The organism is Archangium violaceum, from assembly GCF_016887565.1.
GTDB classification, from domain to species: Bacteria; Myxococcota; Myxococcia; order Myxococcales; family Myxococcaceae; genus Archangium; species Archangium violaceum_B.
The window spans coordinates 8,916,051-8,937,047 of sequence record NZ_CP069396.1 but is presented as its reverse complement, the minus strand read 5'-3'; the positions used below and the strand labels follow the sequence as shown (position 1 = coordinate 8,937,047).

At 69.1% G+C, this 20,997-nt stretch carries 16 protein-coding genes; 10 read left to right on the top strand and 6 right to left on the bottom strand.

What is annotated here, in order from left to right; genetic code table 11:
- The first annotated feature begins 113 nt into the window (after positions 1 to 113).
- Positions 114 to 1,829, top strand: coding sequence for a SulP family inorganic anion transporter (locus tag JRI60_RS35535; RefSeq protein WP_204220366.1), 1,716 nt, complete (start codon positions 114 to 116; stop codon positions 1,827 to 1,829).
- Positions 1,830 to 1,996: 167 nt separating this feature from the next.
- Positions 1,997 to 2,314: a hypothetical protein gene (locus JRI60_RS35530; protein WP_204220365.1), complete on the top strand. Its 318-nt coding sequence runs from the start codon at positions 1,997 to 1,999 to the stop codon at positions 2,312 to 2,314.
- 62 nt (positions 2,315 to 2,376) lie between these two features.
- On the opposite strand, the gene JRI60_RS35525 is transcribed toward JRI60_RS35530, so the two are convergent.
- Positions 2,377 to 3,324: a PEGA domain-containing protein gene (locus tag JRI60_RS35525; RefSeq protein WP_204220364.1), complete on the bottom strand. Its 948-nt coding sequence runs from the start codon at positions 3,322 to 3,324 to the stop codon at positions 2,377 to 2,379.
- Entirely contained in the window at positions 3,321 to 4,898 is a 1,578-nt protein-coding gene (locus tag JRI60_RS35520) for a serine/threonine-protein kinase (RefSeq protein WP_204220363.1), read from the bottom strand. The genes JRI60_RS35525 and JRI60_RS35520 overlap by 4 nt, the downstream gene beginning before the upstream one ends.
- A 49-nt stretch (positions 4,899 to 4,947) precedes the next feature.
- Here JRI60_RS35520 and JRI60_RS35515 point away from each other — a divergent pair, with 49 nt between their 5' ends.
- A complete protein-coding gene (locus JRI60_RS35515; protein WP_239469890.1) occupies positions 4,948 to 6,252 on the top strand; it encodes a sigma 54-dependent Fis family transcriptional regulator in 1,305 nt (434 codons plus the stop codon).
- Positions 6,253 to 6,255: 3 nt separating this feature from the next.
- Here the strand turns inward: JRI60_RS35515 and JRI60_RS35510 are convergent, their stop codons facing one another.
- Positions 6,256 to 7,275 carry a serine/threonine-protein kinase gene (locus tag JRI60_RS35510; protein ID WP_204220361.1) on the bottom strand — a complete coding sequence of 340 codons (1,020 nt, stop codon included), beginning with the start codon at positions 7,273 to 7,275 and terminating at the stop codon, positions 6,256 to 6,258.
- Between the two features lie 152 nt (positions 7,276 to 7,427).
- Between JRI60_RS35510 and JRI60_RS35505 the strand changes: the two genes are divergently transcribed.
- The gene (locus tag JRI60_RS35505) at positions 7,428 to 7,643 is read left to right on the top strand and encodes a hypothetical protein (protein ID WP_204220360.1); all 216 of its coding nucleotides are present in this window, start codon (positions 7,428 to 7,430) and stop codon (positions 7,641 to 7,643) included.
- Positions 7,644 to 7,775: 132 nt separating this feature from the next.
- Here the strand turns inward: JRI60_RS35505 and JRI60_RS35500 are convergent, their stop codons facing one another.
- Entirely contained in the window at positions 7,776 to 8,999 is a 1,224-nt protein-coding gene (locus JRI60_RS35500) for a hypothetical protein (RefSeq protein WP_204220359.1), read from the bottom strand.
- Positions 9,000 to 9,225: 226 nt separating this feature from the next.
- On the opposite strand from JRI60_RS35500, the gene JRI60_RS35495 reads away from it, so the two are divergent.
- Positions 9,226 to 10,419, top strand: a complete 1,194-nt coding sequence (locus tag JRI60_RS35495) for a glycoside hydrolase family 26 protein (RefSeq protein WP_204220358.1) — start codon at positions 9,226 to 9,228, stop codon at positions 10,417 to 10,419.
- A 176-nt stretch (positions 10,420 to 10,595) separates the two neighbouring features.
- Positions 10,596 to 12,122 carry a hypothetical protein gene (locus tag JRI60_RS35490; protein ID WP_204220357.1) on the top strand — a complete coding sequence of 509 codons (1,527 nt, stop codon included), beginning with the start codon at positions 10,596 to 10,598 and terminating at the stop codon, positions 12,120 to 12,122.
- A 3-nt stretch (positions 12,123 to 12,125) separates the two neighbouring features.
- On the opposite strand, the gene JRI60_RS35485 is transcribed toward JRI60_RS35490, so the two are convergent.
- Positions 12,126 to 13,418, bottom strand: coding sequence for a hypothetical protein (locus JRI60_RS35485; RefSeq protein ID WP_204220356.1), 1,293 nt, complete (start codon positions 13,416 to 13,418; stop codon positions 12,126 to 12,128).
- Positions 13,419 to 13,499: 81 nt separating this feature from the next.
- The gene (locus JRI60_RS35480) at positions 13,500 to 13,898 is read right to left on the bottom strand and encodes a hypothetical protein (RefSeq protein ID WP_204220355.1); all 399 of its coding nucleotides are present in this window, start codon (positions 13,896 to 13,898) and stop codon (positions 13,500 to 13,502) included.
- A 173-nt stretch (positions 13,899 to 14,071) separates the two neighbouring features.
- Here JRI60_RS35480 and JRI60_RS35475 point away from each other — a divergent pair, with 173 nt between their 5' ends.
- The 4 genes from JRI60_RS35475 to JRI60_RS35460 all read left to right on the top strand — a co-directional run bounded on the left by JRI60_RS35475 (position 14,072) and on the right by JRI60_RS35460 (position 20,911).
- On the top strand, positions 14,072 to 14,974 hold the full coding sequence (locus JRI60_RS35475) for a hypothetical protein (protein WP_204220354.1): 903 nt from the start codon (positions 14,072 to 14,074) through the stop codon (positions 14,972 to 14,974).
- Positions 14,975 to 15,129: 155 nt separating this feature from the next.
- Positions 15,130 to 16,950: a methyl-accepting chemotaxis protein gene (locus JRI60_RS35470; RefSeq protein ID WP_204220353.1), complete on the top strand. Its 1,821-nt coding sequence runs from the start codon at positions 15,130 to 15,132 to the stop codon at positions 16,948 to 16,950.
- Between the two features lie 126 nt (positions 16,951 to 17,076).
- Positions 17,077 to 18,627 (top strand): prenyltransferase/squalene oxidase repeat-containing protein, encoded by a 1,551-nt coding sequence (locus JRI60_RS35465; RefSeq protein WP_204220352.1) that lies wholly within the window; start codon positions 17,077 to 17,079, stop codon positions 18,625 to 18,627.
- Between the two features lie 178 nt (positions 18,628 to 18,805).
- Positions 18,806 to 20,911: a catalase gene (locus JRI60_RS35460; RefSeq protein WP_239469889.1), complete on the top strand. Its 2,106-nt coding sequence runs from the start codon at positions 18,806 to 18,808 to the stop codon at positions 20,909 to 20,911.
- Positions 20,912 to 20,997: the final 86 nt, after the last annotated feature.

Genomic DNA, 20,997 nt, shown 5'->3' with positions numbered 1-20,997 from the left:
CGGTCCGGCCCACCAGCAGAGGTGTCGGCTCCCGCCGACAGCGTGGCGAGTCCCCACGACTCTCCAGAGGAGCGCGCGGTGCGGCACGCGGTGTGAAGAGACGCGTGGGCATCATGCTCGAACATCACACGTTTGGATCCACGGATCGCCTGCGCCTGCTGTGGCGGGATTGGCAGCAGATGGTGTCTCCCAGGACACTCGGACAGGATGTCTCCGGAGCCATCACGGTGGCGTGCGTGGCGCTTCCTCTCAATCTCGCACTCGCGGTGGCCTCGGGACTGCCTGCCAGCGTGGGCCTCATCAGCGGCGCGATCGCCGGTGTCGTGGCCGGGTTGTTGGGAGGCGCGCGCCTGCAGGTGACAGGGCCGGAGGCGGCGCTGGTGCCCATCGTGCTCCTCCTGGTTCAGCGCCATGGAATCCAGGGCATGGTCGTGGCCACCCTGCTCTGCGGGCTCCTCCAGATGCTCCTCGGGGTGCTGCGCGTGGGCCGGCTGGCGAAGCTGCTGCCAGCACCCGTGGTCCGCGGGTTCATGGCGGGCATCGGGCTGATCCTCCTCAACAACCAACTGCCCAGATTGCTGGGGCTTCCGAAGTCGGTCGGCTCGCTTTCCTCGCTGCTCACCGGGGGCGGCGCCTCGTCCATGCAGTGGGGTGGCATCGCCCTCGGCGTGCTGGTCATCGCCTGCATGGTGGGCCTGCCACGGCTGCGCCGGCGGATGCCGGCGGTGTTGGTCGGGCTCGTGGCCGCCACGGTGATCGGCGGACTGTTGGGTCCGGAGCTGGCCCGCGTGGGAAGCCTGCCCCCGGGACTGCCTCCGCCCCAATTCCCCTCGCTGGCGGGGGTGGACTGGAGCGCGCTCCTGCCCGATGCCCTCTCTCTCACCCTCTTCGCGTCACTGGGCTCGATGATGTCGGCCAGCGCCATCGATCAGCTCCCAGGCGTCGGGAATCACCAGACCGATCATGATCAGGAGCTGATGGCCCAGGGCATGGCCAACCTCGCCTCTTCTCTCTTCGGCGGCATGCCGGTGATGGGCGCCATCGTCCGCTCCTCGGTCTCGATCCAGGCGGGAGCCCGCACCCGCGCGGCGTCGGTGATCCATGCGCTCCTGTTGCTCGTCGTGTGCCTGGTGGCCGGACAGCTCGTCGCTCGCGTGCCCATCGCCGCCCTCGCGGGCATCCTCGTGGTCATCGGCGTGCGATTGCTGGATCTGAAGGGACTGCGCGTGCTGTGGCAGCAGGATCGCTTCCATGTGGCGGCGGTCGCGGTGACCGCGTCCGTCATCGCCTCGGTGGATCTCCTGCTCGGGCTGGGCGCGGGCGTGGCTCTGTGCGTCGGGCGGCTCCTGATGGCACGGCCTCGGACGGAGATCCAGTCGCGCATCCTGCGGCTGGATGGACGCCCGTTCTTCCGAACCCTGGGCGCGGCCACCGCCGCGCAGGACGAGCGACCGCCGCTCCAGCGCATCCGCGTCCGCGGGCCGCTCGATCTCCTCTCTCCTGGCGCCTTCAACGCGGCGCTCACCAGTCATCCCTTCCCGAAGTACCTCGTGCTCGATCTGTCCGCGGTGCCCTACATGGACGCGACCGGACTTCAATCCGTGTTGGACCTCCGTGACTGCCTCGTCATGCGCGCGGGGACGGTCGTCGTCGTCGCGAGGGGAGAGGTGGCCCGGATGCTCGAGCAGGGGGGATTCCCTCGAGACACTGCGTCGGCCTGCCTGGTGCCTTCATATGACGACGCGCTCGAGCACATCGCCCGGAGTCACGAGGGCGCCGTTCTCGCGAGGGGTCGCACGGAGCCGGAGCATCCCCCCATCGGTGCCTGAGCGCCAGCGCCGGAGCGCGCTCCCGTCCGCCCGCCCCTCGGCTCATGAACGGGACTGGGTGTCTCATGGGTGGACGGGTCTTCCCGCCAGGTGACCGGAATGACGTCCACGGGTGTTGGCCTGGGATGTGCTCGGTGCCCAGGGCAACTCTTTTCCAGAGGAGCCTCATGGACACCGTTCACGACGACCGCTTCCACCTGAGCCGTGCGACCTTCTACAAGCTGATGGCCTTCTCCACCGTCTGGTTCACCGTCGATGGCTTCCCCGTGCTGCCCATCGGGCTGCTCTTCGCCATCCGCTACGTGGGCATCAACTACGAGACCTCCTTCCTGCACTCGCTCGTCACGGGCCGCAAGGTGGTCGCCGCGAGCATCGGGATGGCGATCCTCGGGCTGCTGATGCGTGGGCCGAGCTTCGGGTTCTCGCTCTCCGCGTCGGGAGGGGGCCTCTTCAGCCTTCGTCTTCCGCTCCTGGCCTGGTTCTGAGGCTGGACCGCGGCGGATGCGCGAGGCATGGAGGTGGGGTGGGGCCGGGGCCTCCGCCTTTGCTACCTGCCTGGAGTGAAGCGCAGTCCGGCGAGGCCCAGCAGGTGCGTGGTCCCGTACGAGGAGCTCGCGGGGAGCCAGCGTCCGCTCAGCTCCGCGAAGAGGTCGAACTTCGTGGAGAGGGGGAGGCTCGCTCCGGCGGACAGCCCGCCGCCGAAGAGGACCGGTCCTCCCAGGGCATACGCATCCAGTGAGAGGAAGAACGTCAGCGGACCCACGAGCTCCGGCGCCTGGGCTCCCAGGCGCGCGGACGCGCCGAACCGGCGTCCCGCGGTGGCGTTGAGCTCGCCATAGACATACGTACCCGCCAGCCTCGCGCCCGCCTCCATTCCCACGCCCGACAGAGGGGACAGGCCCAGCGCGGCCCGGAGCTGGGCGCTGAGCTCGAGTCCGGACAGGGGCGTCCCCTCCGAGGCCACCGGTGGAAGGACGACGCGCACCTGTTCCGTCCGGCCGGGGCGCACCTTGACCTGGAGCGTGGTCATCCCCGGGCCCACGTCCAGGGTGTGCGTTCCGATGGGGACCGGGCCCCGCCAGGGCGCCTGTCCGAGCGGCCGTCCATCGAGACGCAGCTCCGCTCCGGAAGGCTCGACCTCGACGGCCAACTCACCCCGGAGCCGCTCGCGCAGACTCTCGAAGAGCGTCACCACGGTGGGCTGCACGCGCTCCGGGTCCAGGCGCGCGTCCGGGTCCGACTCGAGCGCCTGGGCGAAGGCGGCCTCCATCCGGGCGTACTGGCGGAGCGCCGCGTACACCTCGCCTCGGACCAGGTGCAGCCGCGCGACGAGGGCCTCGTCACGGGTCCGCTTCAGCTCCGCCTCCACACGGGAGAGCGCGGACTCGAAGTCCCCTTCGGACAGGGCCTGGAGCGCCGCATCCAGCGCGCGGTGCCCTTCGACGGGTGCGCTGGACGAGAGGAGCAGCGACATCACCAACAGTGGAGCGCTCATTCGTGGAGTTCGATGCGTACCACTGCTTTCCTTCCCGGGGAAACCTCGACTTGGCGTTCCTCCGTGGCGAAGCCACCGCGTTCCACGCGCACGGAGTGCCGCCCCTGGGGCAGCTCGAGGGACACCGGGGTGGCGCCGTGGTGCTGGCCGTCCACGCTGACGTTGGCCCAGACCGTCTTGCCCTCGTGCACGGTCACCACGCGCAACTCCCCCTGGCCCTTCCTGGCGCCCCGCTGCCGGGCGTTGCTCCCCACGGCGGATGACGCGAGCGACGCCTGCGCTCCGGTCCGGTGGGGAGTCGTCTTCGCGGGAGGCGGCTCCTCGGAGGCGGGTGCCACGGCAGGGGCGGCGGCGTCCCGGTCGGGGGTGGTTTCCCGCGGTGGGCTCGGAGTGGCGGAGGCTGGCGCGGTGGCGGCTGCCGACACGGAGCCCGGAGCCGACGACGCTGGCGCGACCGGGAGCTGCCCCGTGCTCCGGGAAGCGAGCATCGCGGCGAGGAGCGCTCCCACGCTCGCGACGCCCAGCAGCGCCATGGACATGCGCCGCATGCGTCTCCCGCTCCCGACCGGAACCGGTGCCGGGGGAGGGGTCGGGGATGGTTCCGCCGCGGGGGGCGCGAGCTCCGCCGCCTCCAGGGCCGCGAGCAGCGCGAGTGCGCCCGCATGGCGCTGCTCCGGGTTGGGCGCGGTGGCCCGTACGAGCACCTCCGCCAGTGGCAGCGACAGCCACGGCGCCTGCTCACGGATCGCTCGTGCCGCATCCCGTGGCCCTTCACCCAGGAGCCGGCAGGTGCTCGCCGGGGGCAGGCCCGTCAACATCTCCAGCAGCACCAGCCCCAGGGAAAACTGGTCGGCGCGGGCGTCGACGGGCTCGCCTCGGGCCTGCTCCGGCGCCATGTAGCTGGGCGTGCCGAGCCGAGCGCCACTCCGGGTGGCTTCCTCGCCGCGGTGCTCCCAGAGGATGCCGAAGTCGAGCAGCGTGGCGTGTCCGCCGGGCGACAGGAAGATGTTCCCCGGCTTGATGTCACGGTGGACGCAGCCGCGCTGGTGGATGAAGTCCAGCCCTGTGCACAACTGTCGCGCCAGGGCGAGCACTTCCGAGACGGGCAGGGGACCGGGCACCGAGCGCAGGTAGCGCGCCAGGGACATCCCCTCCAGGTGCTTCATCACGATGAACGGACGCCCTTCCTGCTGGCCGACCGCGTAGATGGGGGTGATGTGCGGGTGCTCCAGCCGCGCCATCGCCCGCGCCTCCCGTTCGAAGCGCGCCACGCTCTTCGGGTCCTCGCACAGGGCTTCGTGAAGCAGCTTGACGGCCACGGTGCGCTCGAGCGCGAGGTCCCGGGCCCGGTACACCTGGCCCATGCCTCCGGCACCCAGCAGCTCCTCCAGCCGCCACTTGCCCTCCAGCACGTCACCCGGAGTCAGGGGACGCCGCGCTGGGATGCGCGGGGGGCGCCCCCCCGCCTCACCGGCGTGCTGGGTGATGGCGGTGCACTCCGTGCAGGAGGCGCCGGGGAAAGGGAGAGGCAGCCCGCAAGTGGCGCACGAGGAGGGGTGCTTGTGGGGAGCCATGGGCGGCCGTATTTTGGCATACCTCATGGGTGTTTCCTCCACCGAACCGTTGTCCCCCGGAGCCCTGACGGAGGGGCGGCCAGAGTCGCGTGGCCCCCGTTTCCGCGTGGTGGTGGAGATGGGGCCGGACGCGCGGCAGGAGCTCCCCCTCGAAGGGACGTTGCTCGTGGGCACCCAGGTGGAGGGCGGCCTGCGGCTGAGCGATCCGACGGTGTCGCGGGTCCACCTGGAGCTGCAAGCCCGGCCGGAGGGCGTGCGAGTTCGGGATGTGGGCTCGCGCAATGGCACCTGGTCCCTGGGGGTGCGCATCCATGAGGTCACCGTGGCCAGCGAGGCGCGCTTCACGCTCGGCAAGACGACGCTGCTCGTCGTGCCCGAGCCGTCCGAGGAGGGCGCCGAGCCCGCGCCGCGCACCGCCTTCGGACGCGCGCTGGGGCGGAGCGCCGCGATGCAGCGTCTCTTCGGCGTGCTGGAGCGGGCCGCGCGCTCCTCCTTCTCCGTGCTGTTGCTGGGAGAGACGGGCACCGGCAAGGAGCTGCTGGCCGAGGCGCTCCACCAGGCCTCTCCCCGGAGCGACAAGCCCTTCGTCATCGTGGACTGTGGGGCGGTGGTGCCCTCGCTCATCGAGAGCGAGCTGTTCGGGCACGCGAAGGGCGCCTTCACGGGGGCGCATGCCGATCGCCAGGGGCACCTGGTGCAGGCACATGGCGGCACGGTCTTCCTGGACGAGGTGGGCGAGCTTCCCCTGGAGCTCCAGCCGAAGCTGCTTCGGGTGCTGGAGTCGGGCACGGTGCGCCGGGTGGGTGACAACGCCGCGCGGGACGTGGACGTGCGCGTGGTGGCGGCCACGCACCGCGATCTGAAGGCGGAGGTGGCCGCGGGGCGCTTCCGGGCGGATCTCTACTACCGGCTGGCGGTGGTGCCGGTGCGGGTCCCCGCGTTGCGCGAGCGCTCGGAGGACATCCCCCTGCTGGCGCGCCACCTCTTCGAGCAGGCCGGCCAGCCGGACTTCCCGTTCACGGAGGCGCTGGTGCAGCGGCTGGTCGGCTACGACTGGCCGGGCAACGTGCGGGAGCTGCGCAACTTCGTGCACCGTGTCCTCGCGGCGGGGGACGTGGAGCTGCCGGACGCGGCGCGGCCGGTGAGCGCCGCTGTCACTCCCGCCGAGGACCTGAGCGCCCTGACCTTCAAGGAGGCCAAGGAGCGCATGGTGGAGGCCTTCACCCGCGAGTACCTGACGGCGCTGCTCGCGCGGTGCGGCAACAACATCTCGGAAGTGGCGCGGACGGCGGGGCTGGCGCGCAGCCACGTCCATGGACTGCTCAACCGCTACGGGTTGAAGGCGGGAGATTGAGCGTCAGCCCTTCGTGTTCCGGGGCGGATGGGACAGGTCGGCGGTGTGGGTGACGGTGGGGATCTCCCGTGCGCGGTCCTGGCTCCAGGGCAGGCGCCCGGAGCCGGGGAGCCAGGGAGCCACCAGCTCGGCCAGCTCGGGCAGGCCCACCAGGGGGGCACCAGCGCGTAGGGCCTGGTCGAGCGAGGTCCGGAGCTCCATCAACGAAGGGCGCTGCGCGGGCTGCTTGGCGAGGGCCGCCGTCACGCTCCGCTGAACCGCCTCGGGCACGGCGGGACGCACCGCGCCGAGTCCGCGGGGCACCTCCTTCATCACCGCCTCCATCGTTCGCACCGGGTTGTCCCGCCGCAGGGGCTGCACTCCCGAGAGCAGCTCATGGAGCGTCAGCGCCAGTCCATGGACATCCGTCCGCTCATCCAGTGGCGCCTCGCGAAGCTGCTCCGGCGCGGCGTACTCCAGGCGGGCCTTGACCCGGCCGGGCTGCGTCTCCGTCAGCCGTCCGGTCCTGCGCGCGATGCCGAAGTCGAGCAGCTTCACCGCTCCGGTGTCGGCGATCATGATGTTGCCGGGATGGATGTCGCGGTGGACGAGTCCCAGCGGCTGACCCTCCCGGCCCCGCAGGGCGTGCAGGTAGCCAAGACATTCGGACACGTACGTGGCGATGCGCACCGCGTGCGCCCAGGGCAGCGGCCCCAGCCCCGCGGCGCGGCGCGCCTCCAGGAGCTGCGCCAGGGTGAGGCCGTGCACGTACTCGAACACGAGGAACAGCAGGCCGTCCTGCTGGCCATAGGTGCGCAGACGCGCCAGGAACGGATGATTGAGCAGGGTGGAGAGGTGGGCCTCATCCAGGAACTGCCGCACCCAGGCCTCGTCACCCGCGACCTCCGGGCGCATCCGCTTGAGCGCCACCAGCCGGTCGGGTCCCACCACGCCCTTCACCTCCGCGAGGAACACCTCGGACATGGCGCCCATGGCCAGGCGCTTGAGGAGGACGAAGGCATCGAGGCTCGGACCCTGTTGCATGGGCGTGGACTATACGCGCCAGGACGGACGGGAGGGGCGGAACGAGCCGCGCGAGGGGCACGCTCGGGTCGGTCGACACGTTTCGTTCATTCGTTGGCGTGAATATGAATCCATGAGCGCCATGAGGGCGCTCATTGCACGAGGAGTCGTTCATGAGCCGCCAGATGCGTATTGCATTGCAGGTGTTCGCTCTTGGTATGGGCGTGGCTTTTGGCTTTGGTGCGCAGCAGGCCGCGGCGAAGTCGAGCGAGGCGCAGGTGGGCTCGCAGCCGGCGCCCGCGAAGTCGTGCCAGATCGACGATGATTGTTTCGAGTACTGCGGGTCTGAGCTCGCCTTCTGCAACCCGCGGAACCTTTGCATCTGCTGATTGAAGATTCAGGTACGGTCCCGGCCGTGGGGCCGTACCTGTGCTGTGACGGTGCGAATCAATGGAAGACAGGCGGGAGACTTCGCCCTGGCCCAGAACGACCTGCCGCTCGGTCGGGGATGGGCGGAAAGGTCAGCAGCCCACGAAGCCCTGGCAGTAGGGGACGACGCCCAGCTCGTTCTGCACGGAGCCCAACGGGGCGAAGGCGAAGTTCCACGGGTCCGAGCCCGCGCCCCACATGAGGCCCGTCAACGTCGCGGTGTTGCCGGACAGGAAGTAGACCGGCGAGCCGCTGTCACCGCCGGCACCGTTCTGCGTGGTGTTGGTGGCGATGTAGTTGCAGAAATAGGTGTGCGGGCCGCCACCCGAGTTGACGGTGGCGCACGCCCACTGGATGGTGCCGCTGGTGGTGCCCGAGGTGCGGCCCGTCTTGTAGACGGTCTGTCCCTGCGAGGGGTAGAGCATCTTGCCCGGCACATCCAGCCAGGAGGAGATGGACAGGTTGAAGGGGCCCGGCGTGTACGCCACCAGCGGGTTGACGCTGACGCTGGCGCGGAAGAAGGCGCTGTCGCTGTAGCGGCAGATGCGGCCCGCGGGGCAGCTTCCGCCACTGGTGTAGCCGGGGTCGGTGAGCTCCGTGCCGGCCAGGTTGGGGTAGACGGCCTGGTAGGCGGGCGTGGCCTCGACGCCGCCCTGCGTCTGCGTGCAATGCGAGTTGCTCACGAAGCCCAGCGTGCTGCCCTGGAGCGCGGCGAAGCCGAGGGTGCAGTACTTGCCCGGCGTTTCGATCTGGATTCCACCGGTGATGGGCAGCCATCCGCCCTGGACGTTGGTGGGGAGGATGCGGCCCACCACGACGATGTCGATGGCGTCACGGTCCACCTCCAGGCGCTCGAGGACCTTCTCGACGCGCGAGCGCGCCTCGGCGCTCTCGATGCCGATGGCGACACGGTTCGACTTCTCATCGACGTCCGTGGCGACCGCGCCGGCCACGGACAGCACGCCGGGGGTGAGGAGCTCGTGCAGCGCCTTGAGCTGGGCGAAGGTGCGAGTGGCCGGCTCCGTCACCAGCCCCTCCGCGGGAATCTTCTCCTGGCCGAACACCTTCGCGATGGCGAGCCTGGCGGCGGGGGCCGCGGAGGCGTGCACCAGTCGCACCACCAGTTGGCCCTTCTCGTCGTAATACATGCCACCGAAGTCGGGCACCGTGGTGTTCACCTCGAGCAACGCGTCATCGAGCGTCCGCGGCCGATGGGGGCTGGCCGGCACCTCGGCGGCCCCGGCGGCTCCACCCCATCCCGCCAGCCACAGCGCGGCTCCGGACACCGCGGCGCGCAGGATCTTCTGCTTCGTCATGTGCTCTCTCCCTTGGAGTAGGTTGGGCGCGGCATCCAAGCAGTTCGCTCCAACTCAGGAAAACGAATTGAAGCGGGCCGGTTGCCCAGGAACTATCTCCGCGACAGTCTCGACGGAGTTCCCGGTCGCGCTCACCTAGGTCTGCTCTCGCAGAAATTCATGTAAATCCGCTAAATCCATCGTTATCCTCCGGCGCCTGTCCATCCCTTCCGGAGGAAAACGAGACATGCAAGGCCATCCCGCGGCAAAGACATCTACCCGCTGGTTCTCGCGCGTCGGCACGCTGATCGCCGCGCTCATGCTGACCCTGGGGGCCCGTCCCGCCTCGGCCCAGGTCTCCAAGACGTTGAGCACCCCGGGGCCGAGCGCCCAGGCTCAGAAGGTCTACAACCTGCTCGTCGATCTGGAGAACAACAGCCGCAACGGCGTCGCGAAGCAGACCATCATGGGGCAGCACTGCGAGGCCCATAAAGAGAGCTACGCCGGGGAGTACTGGGTCAAGGTTGGCGACATCTCGGGCAGGCGTCCCGGCTTCGTGGAGTTCGATTTCGGGCCCGGGAACTACACCTCGTCCTACAACGCTCCGTACGTGGACTACGCCGTCGGCTTTGCTCGTGACCGGTTCATCTACGGAGAGGGCATTGTCGGCTTCAGCTTCCACATGTCCTATCCAGGCGCATCCGCGAAGAGCTGGGAGAACAACTTCCGGCAGAACTGGATGGACTACAACTGGATGGGCCGGGTCATCAACTGGCAGGCGAACACCACCGAGTACCAGGCGTTCCTGAGGGATCTGTCGTTCGCGGCCGACAAGCTGGCGTCTCTGCAGCAGCAGGGGGTCCCCGTCCTGTTCCGTCCGTTGCACGAGATGAACAAGAAGGGCAGCGCCTCGCCGTTCTGGTGGGCGAATCACGATCCCTCCCAGTACCGGCAGCTCTGGAACATCATGCACGACTACCTGGTCAAGACGCGGGGGTTGAAGAACCTGATCTTCGTCTGGTCTCCCTATGAGTGGGACGGCACCTACGGAGGAGACCCGTGGAACTACTACCCGGGTGCTGATCGCGTGGACGTCGTGGCGGTGGACATCTACCACGGCAACCCCTACCACCCCGCCAGCTTCTATGACGGGCTGAAGGGCTACAACAAACCGCGCATGCTCGCGGAGACCGACAAGCTCCCCGTGCGCTGGGGCGACAGTCGCTATGGCACCGTCTCCGAGATCGATGCCCGTCCCTGGGTGCTCTGGTCGGTGTGGGGGGACTCGCTCATCTACAACCTCGGCAGCACCAGCCCGAACGACTGGAACGTGTCGAGCAACTACAAGGCCATCAAGGACACGTACGGGTACTACTCCAGCTACTGGCGGGTGCTGACCGGAGGCAGCAACGCCACCTACAACTGGGCCGGGCTGCGCTGAGCGGGCAAGGGCCGCGAGCAAGTCTTGCCTGCCGCTGGCAAGCCTTGCCGAGGCTCGGAGGGGGGAACGGGGCCGCCTCGAGGGGAATCGCTCCGGTTCGAAGACACGTCACTCATTGGCACGGGGAGTGCTCAGGCCACTGGCGGAGCAACCCTTGCAGCCCATGGAGAACGGTCATGTCGAACACGGTGGAGTGGTCCCTGGAGATGAGCGAGGTGGGCGCCCGGCGCACCACGAGGGGGCCGAGGTGCTCCGTTCGCATCGTCGCTTCCGGGCTGGCGGCGGTGCTGGCCTGGGGCGGCGTCGGATGCGGCGGACCCGAGCAGGAGTCCGCTCCCCGCCAGGAGGGCGCGGGCATCGGCCAGACGGCGCAGGCGGAGTCCTCGACCTGCACCCAGGGCGATGACGTGCGCTACCTGGATGACAGCGCCGTCCCCGCCGCGCTCAAGAACAACATCTATTACGGCAGCCCCGGTCCCATCATCAGCAGGTACCGCACGGACGGGACGCTGAATCCCAACTACCCCTCGGGCAAGGTGGTGGTGATTCCCTTCGAGACGCCCGATCTGCCCCGCAATCCGGCGGTCACCAAGACCCGCATCTACGATACCTTCTTCGCGACCGGACAGCTGACGGGCATCACCGTCGCCCAGTACTTCCTCGAGAACTCCTGGGGGAGCTTCCTCGTCACCAGTGGTGGCATCTCCGACTGGGTGTCGCTGAGCAAGAACATCTCGGCCTACACCGGCTTCGAGGGCGACGCCGCGCTTCCCCGGGACGTCCTCCGGTACGCCAACATCAACTGGGCCTCGCTCGACACCAATGGCGACCACATCATCACCCCGGCCGAGGCCCAGCTCGTCTTCCTGGTCTCCAACGGGTACTCGGCGGCCACCCGGGGCTTCAAGGACTACGGCGTCAATCCCGCGGCCAACCTGTCGATGCTCTCCAATGTGCTCACGCCGGGTGGCACCTACTCGTTCAAGCCCAAGGTCGTCTACTTCGGAACCAAGACCGCCGCGGATCCGACCTACAACACCAATCCCTTCCGCTATGAGCCGGCCATTGCCCACGAGCTCGGGCATGCCTTCTTCAATCTCGTCGATCGGTATTTGAGCAACGGTCCCGGAGGCGTGGGGTCCTACGACATCATGAGCTACAGCGAGTCGTGGCGGCACATGAACATCCACGACAAGCTCAAGATTGGTTGGATCCGGCCGAAGGTCCTCCAGTCCCACCTGGGCCGCTGCGTGGCCTTCCCCGCCTCGGAGTCGACGAGGGCCGCGCTCATCCTGGTCTCGCCGTTGAGCACCTCGCCACAGGATGAGTACTGGATCATCGAGAACCGCAACCGCCCCAGCTCCGGCTGCAACGGCTGCATGCTGTTCACGCCGCCCAACGGCGTGTTCGATCCGGGCATCCCGGAGTCGGGGATGGCCGTGTGGTGGGTGAAGACCGGGGCGTACTTCAATGGCCATGACGACGTGCGCCTGGTCGACGCCAACGATCCCGAGCGCGATCCCAACGGCACGACGCCCATCACCGGCTTGGATCCGGGCTTCATCAACCAGGGAGCGGGGGCCCTGTTCCGCGAGGATACGGTGGACCCGACCAAGGTCCTGATGGACAGCAACGGGAGCTGGAGCCTGCTCTACTTCCGCTACGCCTCGAACCCGGGCAGCCCGGTGTACGCCGAGCTCTGACCCCTAGTTGTCGCCCCAGGTGAAGCCGGTTCCCACCGTGAAGGTGACGCCCCGGGCCCAGGGCGACAGGGCGGGCGCGAAGGCCCGGTACTGCGCCTCCGCGCTCAGGGAGATCTTCCGATTGAGCTGCGTGTGGAGACGCAGGCCGACCGGTAGCTCCGGGTGGAGCGTCCCCTTCTGGGAGAACAGGCCCGCGCCCGCGGTGGCGCGCAGGTCGAGCCCACCCGCGTGGCCGAGCCGCGCCGTCAGCAGGGGCGGGGAGAGCAACGCCAGCGACCAGACGTTCCCGGCCCCACCCAGGAGCGGATTGCCCAGGGCCCGCGCGTAGCTGGCCGCGAGCCCCATCGACCAGGGGAGGGGGAACAGGGCTCGGGCGCCCGCCACCGGCGTCGCGACGCGCAGTGAGGTGATGGCTCCTCCCAGCAGCTCCAGGGCGAGGGCAGGGGAGGGCTTCCAGTCCGGCTTCATGGCCTGCTGGTTCCGGGTCTCCGCCAGCGCGGTGAGCCGCGCCGTGGCCCAGAGGAGGAAGGCGCGGGAGTAGGCCTCGGCGGACCCGACTCGCGCGTTCACGAAGTCCTCGTACACCGCGGGGTCCACCTTCCACGTCCGCCCCTGCCAGCGCACCTCCGTCGAGTCGAAGGCGTTGCCCACCACGCCGTAGCCGCCGAATGCTCCCGGCTTGTGGGGCGTGGGCTCTGCCCAGAACGCGCTCCAGGGGATGGCTCCCCCCTCCACGGGCAGCGTGCCCGTGCGCACCACCTCCAGCGTCTCCTGGGCCAACGCCAGCTGGGCCTCCTCGCCGGAGAGCGGAGCGATCTCCCTTCCAGGAGAGGCCGTCCCGACCTTCGGCTCGTGCTGCTCGAAGCGATCCGTGAGCCCGTGCATCACCGGCACCACGTGCATCGGGACGCCCATGTCCTGGATGTGGTGCACCAGGTGGCCGACGCGATCGAAGGCTCGCGCCAGGTCACCGTTGCTCGCGGCCTCCTCGGCCTCCCGCCACAGGACGCGCACGCGGACGCCGGAGTCCTTGCGGATGGCGGAGTCCAGCGACACGCCCGGGTGGAAGAAGTGGTGATAGCCCGTCCACTTGACGAAGAGGTTCAGGTCCTCGGCCCGGCTGCCCTCCACCACGGCCTCGCGGTGGGCCGCGAGCTGGGACGGAGCGCCCGCTTCGAGCGCGGCGTCGATGGAGGCCCGGGTCATGGCCTCATGGGCGGGGACGGAGAAGGCGCTCGCGCCCAGGGGCAGCAGGAGGGCGAGCAGGAACGGGAGGCAGGAGCGTGCGCGGCGCATGCGGGGAGCCAGCCTAACTGTTCTCGCGCTCCACTGTTTCCGGCGGACCTGGAGCGGCGGAGCGCCTGCCTGCTGCCGGGTCTACCGGTGCTCCCACTCCCGCACCGCCTGGAGCACCTCTTCGATGGAGATACAGAGGCGCTCCACCATCTTGTACATGAGGTCCGGTTCGCACTCGCCCTGCAGGAGGGCAATCGTGCGCTTGCCGGCGCCCACCGCGTACCCCAGCTCCAGGTGGGCGCTCCGCCCGCACGGCAGGACCATCACGCACACGTCACAGTCCCGGAGCGCGTTCATGTCCTTGTCGAACAGCGTCCGGGCGAGTGGATGCTGCTCCAGCAACGCCCGGAACTGGGCCGGCTCGAAGCGCATCCGGGCGAAGTCGTCCATGTTCGGAGCGCTCGCTCCCTGGCTCCCGCCACCCGTGTCCTTGTAGTCGTGCACCTCGTGGCCCGCCGCCCTCAACGCGGCCACCACCATCGGCTGGAGCTCGTTCCGCCAGGACGACGCGACGTAGATCTTCAGGGGTCCTCCTTCGTGCTCGGGTGCCCTTGGCCCGTGTCGGAAGTGTCGGATTACGTGGGGGCTGTACGCAAGCGGGCGGGCATGGGATTCACACGGGGAGCAGTTGTCCTCACCCGCCTTGTCGATGGATGATCGCCCTCGTGTCCAACGTCTCTCCGCCCACCCTGGCCGAGTTCCTCGCCGCTCCCGCCGAGCAGATCGCCGCGGTCGCTCCGAAGTCGATGGTGGTCGCCCCGGGCGGCACCCGCCGGGCCGCCGCGATGGCCGGCATCGACACGAACAGCGACACGTACGTGCGGTGGTCGTTCGACTGCATGATCTCGCAGTTCGAGATGATGTTCCGCCATGGCGTCCAGCACCTCTTCACGGGCGCCATCACTCCCAACCAGTGGAGCGAGGTGGGCAGCTACCGCCACAAGCTGGTGGGGTGGGTGGTCGAGTCCCTGATGGGAGAGGAGAGCCTCGCGGCGTACAACCGGCACGGCTGGCGGGTGCGTCTGGCGGGATGGCAGGCCATCCCGGAGCTCGAGGAGGCGGCGGCGAAGCTGGAGGAGCGCACGGCGCGCAGCGGCTCGCACACCCTCTGGTTCTGGGCCATCCCCTCCTATGAGTCCATCTGGGAGCTGCTGCTGGAGGCCGCCCACCGCACGGGGGCTCGCACCCGCGAGCAGCTGATCCGCGCCGTCTACGGCGAGGACGTCCCCCTCATCTCGCTCTACCTGGGCTTCGCCAAGCCGGAGGTCAGCCCCGCGCACCTGCCGCCCCTGCTGGCGGGACAGGTGCAGTGCTACTGGACGGTACGCCCCGGTTACACCCTGGACGAGGCCGGGTTTCGCGGCATCCTCCACGACTATGCCCACCTGCGGCCCACCTGGCGCGCGGACAAGTCCGGCCGGGCGGAGAACGCCATCGCCTACAAGGACGCCTGGATGCGGGGTCCCACCCTCGGGCTCGGGATGCGCCTGGGCGAGGACTTCTGGTACCCCGCCTCCATCCCGCCACCGCCTCACTCGGAGCGCGAAAAGACCTGAGCCCCTGGGTACGCGGGGTTCCGTGAACGGGTCGACAGACCGCCTACATTCCACATGAAACCGCCCCGGGCGCACGCTTTCGACGCGCGGCATCATGAAACGCCTGCTAGACAGGGACGGTCAGGACCATCAGGACAAATAGGGGGAGCTGGCTGATGCAGCCTCCAGACGTGTCACCGCAGCAGGTTTTCGTTCAGCTCAACAAGGCGTTCCAGCGTACCGCGACGGCGCACACCGCGCCGACCGTGTACCTGATCATGGTGATCACCGGCTTCTCGAGCGAGGAGATCCTCGGGACGTTGCCCCTGGTGTTGCCCCTGCTGATCCTGGTCAGCGTGGTGGGCCCGTTCCTGCTCATGCGGCGCATGGTGTTCCAGGCGCTGACGCGGCAACCGGGCGAGCTGGACGGGGCGCGCCTGAAGCGCATCCTCGAGCTGCCGCAGAGCTGCGAGCTCGGCCTCATCGGGCTGACCACCCTGGGCGTGGCCATCTACACCATCGCCCCGGTGATCCATTACGGCAAGAACCCGTTGCTCATCCCCTGGGCCATCGTCACCGTGGTGCTGCTGGGCGCCCTCAGTGGCATCCACACGCGGGTGTCGTTCGAGCGGCTCCTGCGCCCGCTGGCCATCCAGGAGTTCCAGCGCAACCCGGTGGCCGTCCTCAACGGCTCGGGGTTCCTGTGGCCCCGCTACCAGTGGTACCTGCCCTTCGCGCTGGGGCTGTTCATCGTCTGCGCGCTGTTGATGAGCTTCACCGTGGTGGGCCGCGAGGCCTACGGTCTGTACACGCAGGCCCTGCTCCAGGTGGACGCCGCGCCCCAGGGCCAGGTGTCGCAGATCCTCCGGGCCGCCGTGGCCGAGCTGTTCAAGGGCTCCATCATCCCGCTCGTGCTGCTCAACGGCTACCTGCTCGTGGCGGCCGCCATCTCGGCCGTCAGCCTCGCCAGGCAACTGTCGGAAGGCACGCGCAGCGTCCAGGTCTCCATGGAGGCCCTGGCCGCCGGTGCTCCCAGGCTGCCGGAGTGGTGCTCCACCGACGAGCTCGGCGAGCTGGCCTCCGCCACCGCCCGGGCGTTCAGCAAGCTGCGCGACTTCTCCTTCTCGCTGCGTGACTCCGCCGGCTCGCTCAAGCGCAGCGCCGATCAGCTCGGGCTCTCCACCACCAAGCAGACCGAGGTGCTCACCCTCCAGGCCTCCGCGCTCCAGGAGACGCAGGTCACCGCCCAGGAGATCAAGGAGACCTCGGCCATGGCCACCCAGAAGGCCGAGATCGTGCTCAAGCAGACCGATCGCGCCAATGAGATCAGCCAGGAGGGTGAGGCCGCCGTCGCGCGCTCCCTGGAGGGTCTCAAGGAGATCCAGGCGCAGGTGCGCGAGATGGCCTCGCGCATCCGGGCGCTCGACGAGCGCGCCAGGCAGATCGGGAAGATCACCGAGAGCGTGAAGCAGCTGGCGGACCGCTCGAACATGCTCGCGATCAACGCCGCCATCGAGTCCGTCCGCTCGGGCGAGCACGGCAAGGGGTTCGGCGTGGTGGCGCGGGAGATCCGCTCGCTGGCGGATCAGTCCATCAAGGCCACCACCAACGTGCGCGACATCCTGGAGGACATCAGCGAGGCCATCAGCAGCACCGCGGCCATGACGGAGGCGGGCTCGGAGAAGGTGGAGTCCAGCCTCGGGCAGATCCGCGAGTTCGGCGAGACGCTCCAGCAGCTCACGAGCATCGTCCGGGACAACGCGCAGGCCGTCCGGCAGATCACCACGGCGGTGGGTCAGCAGAGCACGGGCATCACCCAGATCTTCCAGGCCGTGAACGACCTGTCGACGATGATGGACCAGACGATGTCCCAGCTGAACACCTCCATGGGCTCGGTGGACCTCGTCCGCAATGTGTCGGAGCAGGTGGCCAGCTTCCTGGGAAGCTACGGCTGGTCGGAGTCCCAGTCGCGCTCCGGGAACAAGCTCGCCTCCTGAGGGCGGGGCTCGTCCCACATGGGCGGGCCCCGCTGGGCGGGCGGACGGCCTCGGGACCCCGCCCCTCCGACGACTTCTGGGGTTGTGTTAAAATCCGAGCACAACCCTCCCCCGAGGCCCCCCCACATGTCATTGCGTGCCGAAAGGCTCATCGAAGCGCTGCGAGCGGAAATCGCCGCTCTGGGTCAGCAGGGTGGAATCCTCACACCCGCGGTCTACGACACGGCGCGTGTGTTGCTTTCCTCCCCTCCCGAGGACAGTCGCCCCGTCGTCGAGTGGCTCCTGGGACAGCAGCACGAGGATGGGGGTTGGGGGCCCGAGCTGAGGCCCGTGGCCCGGCATGTCCCGACGCTCGCCGCCGTGCTGGCGCTGCTGGGCGCCAGTGATTCGCCGGAGAGCCGCGTCGCGGTGGATCGGGGTCTCCAGTTCTTCCGCGAGAGCGCGCGGGAGTGGGCCTTCGAGGGCTCCCTGCCGGATGACATCCCCGTCGCCGTCGAGCTCATCCTGCCCCAGCTTCTGGACGAGGCCGCGGCGCTCGGGCTCGAGCTGCCGCAGCAGCCCTTCCGGGCCCTGAGGGCGCTGGGCGAGCGGCGGCGTGGGCTGATCGCCCGGATGAAGCCCCGCGCGGGCACCGCGCCCGTCCATGCCTGGGAGTCCTGGGGTGTCCAGCCGGATCTGGACGTGCTCGACGCCGCGAAGAGCGTCGGCAACAGCCCGGCGGCGACCGCACTCTGGTTGCGCAAGCGTCTGGCGGCCTTTCCGGGTGGTTCGGAGGAGACCCGGGGCGCGGAGGAGTACCTGCGCGCGGCCGCGGAGGCGACCGGGACGGGCATCCCGGGGGTCCTCCCGACGGTCTGGCCCATCTACCGCTTCGAGCAGCCCTGGGCCCTGCTCGCCCTGTCCACCACGGGGCTGCTGTCCCACCCCGCGCTCGAGGACGCCGTCCGCCCTCATCTGGATGACCTGCGGCAGGCGATGCGGCCGGAAGGCCTGGGCATGAGCGATGCCTTCATCTTCGATGGCGACATCACGTCGACCACCATCGCCCTGCTGGCGGGCTCGGGCCGGGAGGTGGATGGCCGCACCCTGGAGCGCTTCCAGCGCGATGGGCTGTTCATCACCTACGCGCACGAGCTGCAGCCCTCGCTGACGACGACCGCCCATGGCGCCCTGGCGCTCGCGGTGCTCGGCAGGGACGCGACGCAGTCCGTCCGCTTCCTGCTGGAGAAGCGGGGCGCCAACGGCGTGTGGGAGGGTGACAAGTGGCACAGCTCCTGGCTGTACGCCACGTCGCAGGTGATGATCGCCCTGGAGCGCGCGGGTGCGCAGGAGGCGTTCCGTTCCAGCGCGCAGTCGCTGATCGCCCTGCAGCGCGAGGACGGGGGCTGGGGCGCGGGCGTGGCCTCGACGTCGTCGGAGACGGCCTACGCCGTTCATGCGCTGCAGGGGCTGCGGCGGGCCGAGGGTCCCATGGGCGAGGCGGTGCGCGGCTCGCTGCGCAACGCGGCGCTGTGGATGGCGGCCCAGGCGGGTACGCCGCCGGAGGCCGAGATGTACTGGATCGGCAAGGAGCTGTACGGCCCCACCCGGGTGGATCGCTTCTTCGTGCTCACCGCCCGGCTCGCTCTGGAGTTGGAGAGAGAGCACCTCGCGGCCTCCGGTTCTCACATCTCCTGACGAGCCCGGCGTTGCCGGGTGGCGTCTGTTTCTCCTAGTGGACCAAAAGGAATGGGTGGGCGGCTCATCGCGGGCCGCTCCGTTCTCCATTGCTCACGAAGGGTCGATCCCGGTCCAGTCGATCCCTCGCCAACACACCCGCCGTGAATATGTGGAGCGGCTCACGGGAGGTGGTGCGTTGGCCAAGAACGATCAGGAGTCGGTGAGCATCAATGAGAACAGCAAGGTGGAAGCACTCGAGAGGAATCGAGCGGACCCGACGGGCCGCCAGATGACGACGGACCAGGGCATCGGCATCGAGAACACCGATGACTCCCTGCGGGTGGGGGCACGGGGCCCCACGTTGCTCGAGGACTTCCACTTCCGCGAGAAGATGATGCGCTTCGATCATGAGCGCATTCCCGAGCGGGTCGTCCATGCGCGAGGCTCGGCCGCGCACGGCTACTTCCAGGTCTACGAGTCGATGGCCGAGTACTCGAAGGCGCGCTTCCTCCAGGACCCCTCGGTGAAGACGCCCGTCTTCGTGCGCTTCTCCACGGTGGCCGGCTCGCGCGGGTCGGCGGACACGGTGCGTGACGTACGTGGCTTCGCCGTGAAGTTCTACACGGAGGAGGGCAACTTCGACCTGGTGGGCAACAACATCCCGGTCTTCTTCATCCAGGACGGCATCAAGTTCCCGGATGTGATCCACGCGGTGAAGCCCGAGCCGCACCACGAGATGCCCCAGGCCGCCTCCGCGCACGACTCCTTCTGGGACTTCGTCTCGCTCGTGCCCGAGACGGCGCACATGGTCATGTGGGCCATGTCCGATCGTGCGCTGCCTCGCAGCTTCCGCATGATGGAGGGCTTCGGCGTCCACACCTTCCGGCTGGTGAACGCCCAGGGCGTGTCGCGCTTCGTCAAGTTCCACTGGAAGCCGCTGCTGGGTGTGGCCTCGCTCGTCTGGGACGAGTCCCAGAAGCTCGCCGGAAAGGACCCCGACTACCACCGGCGCGACCTCTGGGAGGCCATCGAGCAGGGCGACTTCCCCGAGTACGAGCTCGGGGTGCAGATCATCGAGGAGTCGGACGTGGACAAGCTCGGGATCGAGCTGTTGGATCCGACGAAGATCGTCCCGGAGGAGCTGGTGCCGGTGCGCCGCATCGGCAAGCTCACGCTCAACCGCAACCCGACGAACTTCTTCGCGGAGACGGAGCAGGTCGCCTTCTGCGTCGCCAACATCGTGCCGGGCATCGACTTCACCGATGACCCGCTCATGCAGGCGCGGCTCTTCTCGTACCTGGACACGCAGCTCACGCGCCTCGGCGGGCCGAACTTCGCGGAGATCCCCATCAACCGTCCGCTCGCGCCGGTGCACAACCACCAGCAGGACGGCTTCCACCGGCAGACGATCAACGCCGGCCGCGCCAACTACCACCCGAACTCGCTCGGAGGGGGCTGCCCGATGCTCTCCGTGGGCAACAAGAGCGGGTTCGTGCACCACCCGGAGAAGCTCGGCGGACAGAAGGCGCGCGTGCGGAGCGAGTCCTTCGGCGATCACTTCAGCCAGGCCACGCTGTTCTTCCGCAGCCTCTCCAAGCCCGAGCAGGAGCACCTCATCGAGGCCCTCCTCTTCGAGCTCGGCAAGGTGGAGAGGAAGGAGATCCGCCAGCGCGTCGTCGAGCGGATCCTCGCGAACATCGACGGGGAGCTGGTGACGCGGGTGGCCGAGGGGCTCGGCCTGCCGGTGCCCAGGGCGTCCGTCACCCCGAAGGGGAAGCTGGAGAAGTCTCCGGCCCTCAGCATCGAGAACCTGAAGAAGGAGTCCATCCAGACGCGGCGCATCGCGGCGCTCGTCGCGGACGGGGTCGATGCCGCCGAGCTCGCGAGCGTGCGGGCGGCGATCGAGAAGATGGGCGCGAAGGTCAAGGTCATCGCGAAGCGCCTCGGCACGGTGAAGGGGGCGGGGGGACAGCCCGTGGAGGTCGACAAGAGCGCCCCGACGACGGCGTCCATCGAGTACGACGCCGTCTTCATCCCCGGTGGCGCCGCGAGCGTGGCGGCACTGAAGAAGGATGGGGATGCGCTGCACTTCGTCCAGGAGGCCTACCGGCACTGCAAGGCGCTCGGGGCGACGAAGGAGGGGCTCGAGCTGCTCCGGGCCGCGGGGATCGCCGTGAATGCTCCCGGCGTCGTCGCGACCGAGGCGGGCGCGGACGGTGGCGCCTTCATCTCCACGTTCGTCGCGGCCATCGCGAAGCACCGGCACTGGGAGCGCGCCGACAAGGACGGCGTCCCGGCCTGAGCCATCGCCGTCCCGCGTGATTCCTCCTCCCCCGGACCGGCTGTCTCCGGGGGAGGGGGCTGTTCCCCCTCGCAGGACCCGAGCGG

Excerpts from the sequence above, each read along its gene's own strand:
- JRI60_RS35535 (WP_204220366.1), top strand. The coding sequence starts at position 114 with ATGCTCGAACATCACACGTTTGGATCCACGGATCGCCTGCGCCTGCTG.
- JRI60_RS35530 (WP_204220365.1), top strand. The coding sequence starts at position 1,997 with ATGGACACCGTTCACGACGACCGCTTCCACCTGAGCCGTGCGACCTTC.
- JRI60_RS35525 (WP_204220364.1), bottom strand. The coding sequence starts at position 3,324 with ATGAGCGCTCCACTGTTGGTGATGTCGCTGCTCCTCTCGTCCAGCGCA.
- JRI60_RS35520 (WP_204220363.1), bottom strand. The coding sequence starts at position 4,898 with ATGGCTCCCCACAAGCACCCCTCCTCGTGCGCCACTTGCGGGCTGCCT.
- JRI60_RS35510 (WP_204220361.1), bottom strand. The coding sequence starts at position 7,275 with ATGCAACAGGGTCCGAGCCTCGATGCCTTCGTCCTCCTCAAGCGCCTG.
- JRI60_RS35505 (WP_204220360.1), top strand. The coding sequence starts at position 7,428 with ATGAGCCGCCAGATGCGTATTGCATTGCAGGTGTTCGCTCTTGGTATG.
- JRI60_RS35500 (WP_204220359.1), bottom strand. The coding sequence starts at position 8,999 with ATGACGAAGCAGAAGATCCTGCGCGCCGCGGTGTCCGGAGCCGCGCTG.
- JRI60_RS35495 (WP_204220358.1), top strand. The coding sequence starts at position 9,226 with ATGCAAGGCCATCCCGCGGCAAAGACATCTACCCGCTGGTTCTCGCGC.
- JRI60_RS35490 (WP_204220357.1), top strand. The coding sequence starts at position 10,596 with ATGTCGAACACGGTGGAGTGGTCCCTGGAGATGAGCGAGGTGGGCGCC.
- JRI60_RS35485 (WP_204220356.1), bottom strand. The coding sequence starts at position 13,418 with ATGCGCCGCGCACGCTCCTGCCTCCCGTTCCTGCTCGCCCTCCTGCTG.
- JRI60_RS35480 (WP_204220355.1), bottom strand. The coding sequence starts at position 13,898 with ATGGTGGTGGCCGCGTTGAGGGCGGCGGGCCACGAGGTGCACGACTAC.
- JRI60_RS35475 (WP_204220354.1), top strand. The coding sequence starts at position 14,072 with ATGATCGCCCTCGTGTCCAACGTCTCTCCGCCCACCCTGGCCGAGTTC.
- JRI60_RS35470 (WP_204220353.1), top strand. The coding sequence starts at position 15,130 with ATGCAGCCTCCAGACGTGTCACCGCAGCAGGTTTTCGTTCAGCTCAAC.
- JRI60_RS35465 (WP_204220352.1), top strand. The coding sequence starts at position 17,077 with ATGTCATTGCGTGCCGAAAGGCTCATCGAAGCGCTGCGAGCGGAAATC.